At 62.7% G+C, this 6,276-nt stretch carries 4 protein-coding genes; all 4 read left to right on the forward strand.

The features are described 5' to 3' along the window. The first annotated feature begins 189 nt into the window (after positions 1-189). The 4 genes from RWT78_RS27245 to RWT78_RS27260 all read left to right on the forward strand — a co-directional run bounded on the left by RWT78_RS27245 (position 190) and on the right by RWT78_RS27260 (position 6,267). Complete coding sequence (locus RWT78_RS27245) at positions 190-1,827, forward strand: AMP-binding protein (RefSeq protein ID WP_003941942.1); 1,638 nt, start codon at positions 190-192, stop codon at positions 1,825-1,827. A gap of 4 nt (positions 1,828-1,831) precedes the next feature. Continuing rightward, positions 1,832-3,499: a sigma-54-dependent Fis family transcriptional regulator gene (locus RWT78_RS27250; RefSeq protein ID WP_003942072.1), complete on the forward strand. Its 1,668-nt coding sequence runs from the start codon at positions 1,832-1,834 to the stop codon at positions 3,497-3,499. 108 nt (positions 3,500-3,607) lie between these two features. Next, positions 3,608-5,107: an aldehyde dehydrogenase family protein gene (locus RWT78_RS27255; protein WP_019744236.1), complete on the forward strand. Its 1,500-nt coding sequence runs from the start codon at positions 3,608-3,610 to the stop codon at positions 5,105-5,107. Between the two features lie 47 nt (positions 5,108-5,154). After that, positions 5,155-6,267 carry an NDMA-dependent alcohol dehydrogenase gene (locus RWT78_RS27260; RefSeq protein ID WP_314682220.1) on the forward strand — a complete coding sequence of 371 codons (1,113 nt, stop codon included), beginning with the start codon at positions 5,155-5,157 and terminating at the stop codon, positions 6,265-6,267. Positions 6,268-6,276: the final 9 nt, after the last annotated feature.

A 6,276-nucleotide genomic window follows, 5' to 3' on the forward strand; every position in this document is an offset into this window, starting at 1 on the left:
ACCCGCGGGCGTTTAATAACGGCGCACAGCAGGCGGGTGGGGTGTCCGGACTCTGAACAGTTACGGCCACCCCGCACCGGGAAGTATGTCGTGCATCACACCGAATCGAGTAAATTCGTAGATGAGAGGGTCCGCTGCGGCGGCCCCTCTCATAGGTGCCTGAACAGGCAACCGGAGAGGACAGAACACATGAGTACGCCGCTGCCCAGCTATACGTCCGGAGTATGGGACGGTCCGATGCTGGGCGACACCATCGGAGACAACCTCGATCGCACGGTTGCCGCACACGGCGACCGCGATGCGTTGATCGACCACGCCAGCGGTCGACGATGGACGTACCGGGAGTTCGCCGAGCAGGTGAACGGGCTCGCTGCCGGACTACTTTCCCGTGGTGTGGGGAAGGGTGATCGGGTAGGGATCTGGGCTCCCAACTGTCCGGAATGGACGTTCACGCAATACGCGACGGCAAAGATCGGCGCGATCCTGGTCAACATCAATCCGGCGTACCGCTCGCACGAGTTGCAGTACGTGCTCGAGCAGGCCGGGATCTCGACGCTGGTGTCTGCGGCCAGCTTCAAGACCTCGGACTACGCGTCGATGATCGAGACGGTGCGGCCGCAGTGCCCGGATCTGACGTCGGTGCTCCTGCTCGGTTCACCCGAGTGGGACGCGGTGCTTGCAGACGGCTTGGCGGCGCAGGCAAGCGATCCGGCTCCGCTCGCCGCAGCCCAGGCCGCGTTGTCGGCCGACGACGCGATCAACATCCAATACACCTCGGGTACTACCGGTTTCCCGAAGGGCGCGACGCTCAGTCACCACAACATCCTCAACAACGGCTATTTCGTCGGCGAGTTGTGCCACTACAGCGAGGTCGATCGGGTGTGCATCCCGGTGCCGTTCTACCACTGCTTCGGCATGGTGATGGGCAACCTTGCGTGCACCAGTCATGGTGCTGCCATGGTCATTCCGGGTCCGGCTTTCGATCCGCGTGCTTCGCTCGAAGCCGTTCAGGCCGAAAAGTGCACGTCCCTCTACGGCGTTCCGACGATGTTCATCGCGGAGTTGGCGTTGCCGGACTTCGACAGCTTCGATCTGTCGTCCCTTCGCACCGGCATCATGGCGGGCTCGCCCTGCCCGGTCGAGGTGATGAAGCAGGTCATCGATCGCATGGGCATGTCGGAGGTGTCCATCTGCTACGGCATGACGGAGACCTCGCCGGTGTCGTTGCAGACCCGCTCGGACGATTCGATCGAGCAGCGCACCGAAACGGTCGGACGGGTAGGGCCGCATCTCGAGATCAAGATCGTCGATCCGGCAACCGGATTGACGGTGCCCCGTGGCGAGCCGGGTGAACTGTGCACGCGTGGTTACTCGGTCATGCTCGGATACTGGGAGAACCCGGAGAAGACCGCCGAGGCGATCGACGCTGCCCGGTGGATGCACACCGGAGACATCGGAGTCATGGACGAGGCCGGATACGTCGCCATCACGGGACGCATCAAGGACATGGTCATCCGCGGTGGCGAGAACGTCTATCCGCGTGAGATCGAGGAGTTCCTCTACACCCACCCCGACATTCTCGATGCGCAGGTCATCGGTGTACCCGACGCAAAGTACGGCGAGGAATTGATGGTGTGGGTCCAGATGCGCGAAGGTGCAGACGATCTCGACGCCGATTCGGTCCGCGCGTTCTGCACCGGCAAGCTCGCGCACTACAAGATTCCGCGGTACGTCCATGTCGTCGACGAGTTCCCGATGACAGTCACGGGCAAGGTCCGCAAGATCGCGATGCGAGAACAGGCGATCGAATTGATCGGTCAGGCCTGAGAGTATGTCCGCGAACCCAGGGGAGCGTGAGCCGGTACGCCCCGAGATCGCGCTCTCCTGGAAGCGTTCTCGACTCAGTGGCCTCGACCCGTCGTCGGCCATCGCCGTGGACACCGAGGAGCAGGACGGTGAGTCTCGTCTGCTCCGGGCCGCCGCACCCGTGCTCGACGAAGTCTCGCAACAGATCGCGGGCACCGGTTTCTGCGTGCTGCTTGCTGATCGCGAATGCCGCGTCGTCGCTTCGGTGTACTCCGACAGTCGCGTCGAGCGAACGATCGAGCGGTTGGGTGTCGTCAACGGTTCACGCTTCGGTGAAGAGCACGCCGGCACCAACGCGCTTGGTACGCCCCTCGAGGTCGGACGAAGCGTGGTGATCCACGGTGACGAGCATTTCCTCGACAGCCTCAAGGGTTTGAGCTGCTACGGACAGCCGATCCTGCATCCCGTCACACGTCGTGTCGAAGGCATTCTCGACATGACCGGCGTTGTCTCGCAGGCCAACCCACTGTTCGCGCCCTTCCTTGCGCGTGCTGCAGCGGACATCGAGAAACGGCTGCTCGAAGGCTCGAAAGCATCGGAGCAGCGGCTGGTCGACGCATTCCAGCGAGTTTCACATCAGCGCCACATTGCCGTCGCGGCCATCGGCGACGACATCCTGCTGAGCAACCGAACCGCTTTGGATCTGCTCGACACCGCAGACCATGTATCGCTCCGTTCCTTGATTGCCGACCTGAATCCGGACCAATCACGATTGGTGACAGTCGAATTGGCGTCCGGCGCGCTGGCGCGAGTTCAAGCCGACCGGATTTCCGGGGCTGACGGTGGTGCGCTCTTCCTGGTCGAACCACTCCAACGGGAACGGGCACCGATCCGCAGAACACACGAGCGGGCACCGTCTCCGGGCGAACGACTGCGGCGCGACCTGATGCGGGCGCGGGCAACCTCTGCCGCCGTGGCGATCTCTGGTGAAGCGGGATCCGGCCGAACCTCGGCAGCATCGGACGTCGTCGGCAGTGTCGATGCGAGTTGGCTCGATGCCACGCGAATCGCGTTCGACGGCCGTGAGCAGTGGGTCACCGATCTCGTGCGAGCAGCCCGTAAGCGTTCGGGCGTGGTCGTGATCGAACAGGTACAACTCCTTCCTGACTCGGTGTTGCCGCTGGTCGCAGACCTGATCGACGCCAGCGCCGAGGGGCCGAAAATCGTACTGACCAGCGGAGCGGCAGTTGATCTTCCGCCGACCATCGCCGCGCTGCTCTCACGATGCGCCTCCCGGGTTGTCATCACCCCACTGCGCGAGCGACAGGCTGAGATCGCCGAGTTGGCACAAGTCATGTTGGAGGGGATCTCGCCAGAACTGAGGTTGACCGCCAGCGCTGCCGAAGCACTCGCGGCGGCCAACTGGCCGGGCAACCTGGCAGAATTGCGCGTCGTGTTGAATCGCGCCTCGGATGAACGCTCGAGCAATCGCATCGACGTCGCTGATCTGCCCGAGGACTATCGCACCACGACCAAGGTGTCGCGGTTGGCAGGGCGGGAGAAAGCCGAGCGCCAGGCGATCATCGGAGCGTTGAAAGACTGCGGCGGCAACAAGGTTCACGCGTCGGCGCAACTCGGAATCAGCCGAAGCACTCTCTACACACGGATGCGGGCGCTCGACATCACTGTGTAGTTTGCTGTCCGACTTCAGTTGTACAAAGTTCGGACAGTTAGCACCCCTGGAAGCGCGGAAGTATGGCGTGCATCACATTCGCACCTCACTACTTCAGGGGAGTTTCCGATGACGGCAGTAGCCGAACACACCATCAGTTCCGCGGTACAGGGTTTCCTGAACGGACCGAAGAAGCTCTACATCGGCGGTGAATTCGTCGACGCCGCTTCGGGTCAGACCTTCGCGACGTACAACCCGGCTGACGGACAGAAGCTCGCAGACGTGGCACACGGTCAGGCCGAAGACATCGACCGTGCGGTACGTGCCGCTCGAACGGCTTTCGAGGACGGCCCCTGGTCACGTATGAAGGCAAACGAGCGCGAGCGGATGATCTGGCGCGTCGGCGACATTCTCAGTGCTCGTGCCGAGGAATTCGGTCAGCTCGAAGCTCTCGACAACGGCAAGTCCGTTGCCATCGCCACCGCCGTCGACGTGGCTTGGGCCGCAGACGTTTTCCGCTACTACGCGGGCTGGGCTACCAAGATCGAAGGCAGCACCGTCAACGTGTCGATGCCCTTCTCTCCGGGCGGCGAGTTCCACGCCTACACGCTGCGTGAGGCGATCGGCGTCTGCGGACTGATCGTGCCGTGGAACTTCCCGCTGCTGATGTCGTCGTGGAAGCTTGCCCCCGCTCTCGCCGCCGGAAACACGGTGATCCTCAAGCCTGCCGAGCAGACCCCGCTCACCGCACTGCTTCTCGCGGAGGTCTTCGAAGAAGCCGGCTTCCCGCCCGGTGTCGTCAACATCGTTCCCGGCTTCGGCGATGCAGGTGCTGCACTGTCCGGCCACGACGACGTGGACAAGGTCGCGTTCACCGGTTCCACCGAGGTGGGTAAGAAGATCGTCGACGCCGCCAAGGGCAATCTGAAGAAGGTTACGCTCGAGCTCGGTGGCAAGAGCCCCAATATCGTGTTCGCCGACGCCGATTTCGATTCCGCGGTGGAGGGTTCGCTCAACGCGTGGCTGTTCAACCACGGACAGTGCTGCGTTGCGGGTACTCGTCTGTACGTCGAGGACACCATCTTCGAGAAGTTCACCGAGGCCGTCGCGCACGCAGCGAGCCAGGTCAAGATCGGACCCGGCCTCGATCCCACCACCCAGCTCGGACCGCTGGTCTCGCAGGAGCAGTTCGACAAGGTCACCGGCTACCTCCGTGAGGGAATCGCCGACGGCGCACGTGCACTGACGGGCGGCAACCGCTGGGGCGATCAGGGCTACTTCGTCGAGCCGACCGTCTTCGTTGACGTCAAGCCCGAATTCTCCATCGTTCAGGAGGAGATCTTCGGACCCGTCGTGGCGGCGCTGCCGTTCAACGCGGACGACGGACCGATCACTGCCGCAAACGATTCCATCTACGGCTTGGCCGCCGGCATCTGGACCCGGGACATTTCCAAGGCTCACCGCACGGCGAAGCGCTTGAAGGCCGGTTCGGTGTGGATCAACCAGTACAACGGTTTCGACACTGCAATGCCCTTCGGTGGATACAAGCAGTCCGGCTGGGGCCGCGAGCTCGGCGCTTCGGCTATCGATCTCTACACCCAGACCAAGGCCGTCAACATCGCTCTCTGACCGACCCCATCGCTCATTCTCTCGTCCGACAATCAAGGAGATCACCAGTGAAGACCAAAGCTGCTGTACTGCTCGAGCCCGGAAAGCCTTTCGAGATCATGGAACTCGACCTCGACGGCCCGGGTGTGGGTGAGGTACTGATCAAGTACACCGCCGCCGGACTGTGCCATTCGGATCTGCACCTGACCGACGGTGATCTCCCGCCGCGTTACCCGATCGTCGGCGGACACGAAGGCTCGGGCATCATCGAAGAGGTCGGCCCAGGCGTCACGAAGGTCAAGCCGGGCGACCATGTCGTGTGTAGCTTCATCCCCAACTGCGGCACCTGTCGCTACTGCTCGACCGGTCGCCAGAACCTCTGCGACATGGGTGCCACCATCCTCGAAGGCTCGATGCCCGACGGTTCCTTCCGTTTCCACGGCAACGGAATGGATTTCGGCGGAATGTGCATGTTGGGAACGTTCTCCGAGCGCGCCACCATTTCTCAGCACTCGGTAGTCAAGATCGACGACTGGCTTCCCTTGGAGACAGCGGTGGTCGTCGGCTGCGGCGTGCCTTCGGGTTGGGGAACGGCAGTAAATGCCGGTAACCTTCGCGCCGGTGACACCGCTGTGATCTACGGCATCGGTGGTCTCGGCATCAACGCCGTCCAGGGCGCCGTTTCGGCCGGCTGCAAGTACGTCGTTGTGGTCGATCCGGTTGCTCTCAAGCGTGAGACCGCACTGAAGTTCGGTGCAACCCATGCCTTTGCAGACGCCGAGAGCGCTGCTGCCAAGGTCAACGAGCTGACGTGGGGACAGGGTGCCGACGCTGCGCTCATCCTTGTCGGCACCGTCGACGAGGACGTGGTCAGTGCAGCGACGGCAGTGATCGGCAAGGGTGGCACCGTGGTGATCACCGGACTCGCCGACCCCGCCAAGCTGACCGTTCACGTGTCGGGTACCGACCTGACGCTGAATCAGAAGACGATCAAGGGCACGTTGTTCGGGTCCATGAATCCGCAGTACGACATCGTGCGACTGCTGCGTCTCTACGATGCCGGTCAGCTCAAGCTCGACGAACTGATCACCAACACCTACAGCCTCGAAGACGTCAACAAGGGCTACCTGGATCTACGTGACGGCAAGAACATCCGTGGCGTGATCATTCACGACAAGTAACCCCAAGTG

The sequence above is a fragment of the uncultured Rhodococcus sp. genome, assembly GCF_963525155.1.
GTDB classification, from domain to species: domain Bacteria; phylum Actinomycetota; class Actinomycetes; order Mycobacteriales; family Mycobacteriaceae; genus Rhodococcus_F; species Rhodococcus_F qingshengii.